Below are 1,096 nucleotides of genomic sequence, written 5' to 3'. Positions count from 1 at the left end.
GAGTTCCTCAATGTTGCTCTCATCAACGCTCAGAAAGAGGTCTGCGTAGTTTAAAGCTTTCTCAATTTCCCTCTCATTGAGGGAGTCGAAGCTGATTGGAACGTCAAGGCCTTTTTCTTTGAGCCTCCCGCGGATTTCGGGAATCAGCTCGATGAAATCGAGGTTCGTCTCTCCCGCTATAATTCCAATGTCGATTATATCTGCCCCCTCGCGGAGGTAGTAGAGGGCCTTCTCAACCGTCCCATCTACGCCGAGTTTCGGGGCGTCAACGACCTCGCCGAGAATCCTCGTCGGGAAGTCCCTTCCAACCGGCAGGTTGCCGATGAGGACGTTCCAGGGCTTTTTAAGGGCTTTCTCGATGTAGCGCCTGTCCTTGGTCTTGTTCCTGACGTCCTCGACCTTCTTTAGGCCGTTGAGAGAGAAGAGCTCGTCCGCTGGCTTCTCCTTGCTCAGCCTGAAGCCTCTCTCCAATGCTCTTAGCACCGCGGGAAGGTCCATCGCGTTCCTCGGTCCCTTAAAGGTTGGAATCCCTATTTCGTCCTCGATGGGTTGGGCTGAACCTCGAACGAGACCGGGAATCAGAATTAAGTCGTAGTCCTCGCTCCTCACGCCGGCCCTCTTCAGATAGCGGACTATCAGTTCGGGGGTTAAGAAAGCCGCGACGCTGACCGGAGTAACGAGGACGTCGCAACCTTTCCCATACTTCCTCACGAGCTGTTCAGCAAGCTTGCCTGTGATGAGGAGGATTCTCATGGTTGAAACTTCAGGGTTGCCCTTAAAAGCCCTCGGCCGGTAGGTGGCTCATCACAGCTCAGCCGGGAGTAGCTCGTCATCGGGCAGAGGAGGTAAGAAATGGAGTATATAAAGCCTCGGAATCCTCCCCCGCACCCTCACCAATCGGTCCGCTGGGCTCTCCTCATCGGCCAGAATTACAGGTAGGGGGCAAAGAGCAAATCCTCAAGCTTTCCACCGGCTTTTCGGAAGACCGCCACGCTCCAGCCGACGTTTCCAACTTTTTCCGGCCTGTGGGCATCGCTGGCGAAGGTCAGCTTAACGCCCCTCTTTATGCACTCCCTCACGAACTCCAAATCAGGAA

Annotated in this window: 1 protein-coding gene and 1 pseudogene; both read right to left on the bottom strand. The window is 54.9% G+C overall.

Going from position 1 to position 1,096, the window contains the following annotated elements:
* On the bottom strand, window positions 1-753 hold a 753-nt coding region (locus tag MVO87_RS04050), incomplete at its 3' end, for a DUF6513 domain-containing protein (protein WP_297552295.1).
* Window positions 754-929: 176 nt separating this feature from the next.
* A pseudogene (locus tag MVO87_RS04045) lies at window positions 930-1,096 on the bottom strand (PHP-associated domain-containing protein); the annotation flags it as partial.

Origin of the sequence: Thermococcus sp., from assembly GCF_027063845.1 — an archaeon.
Lineage (GTDB): Archaea > Methanobacteriota_B > Thermococci > Thermococcales > Thermococcaceae > Thermococcus.
This window is presented reverse-complemented; position numbering and strand designations above follow the sequence as displayed.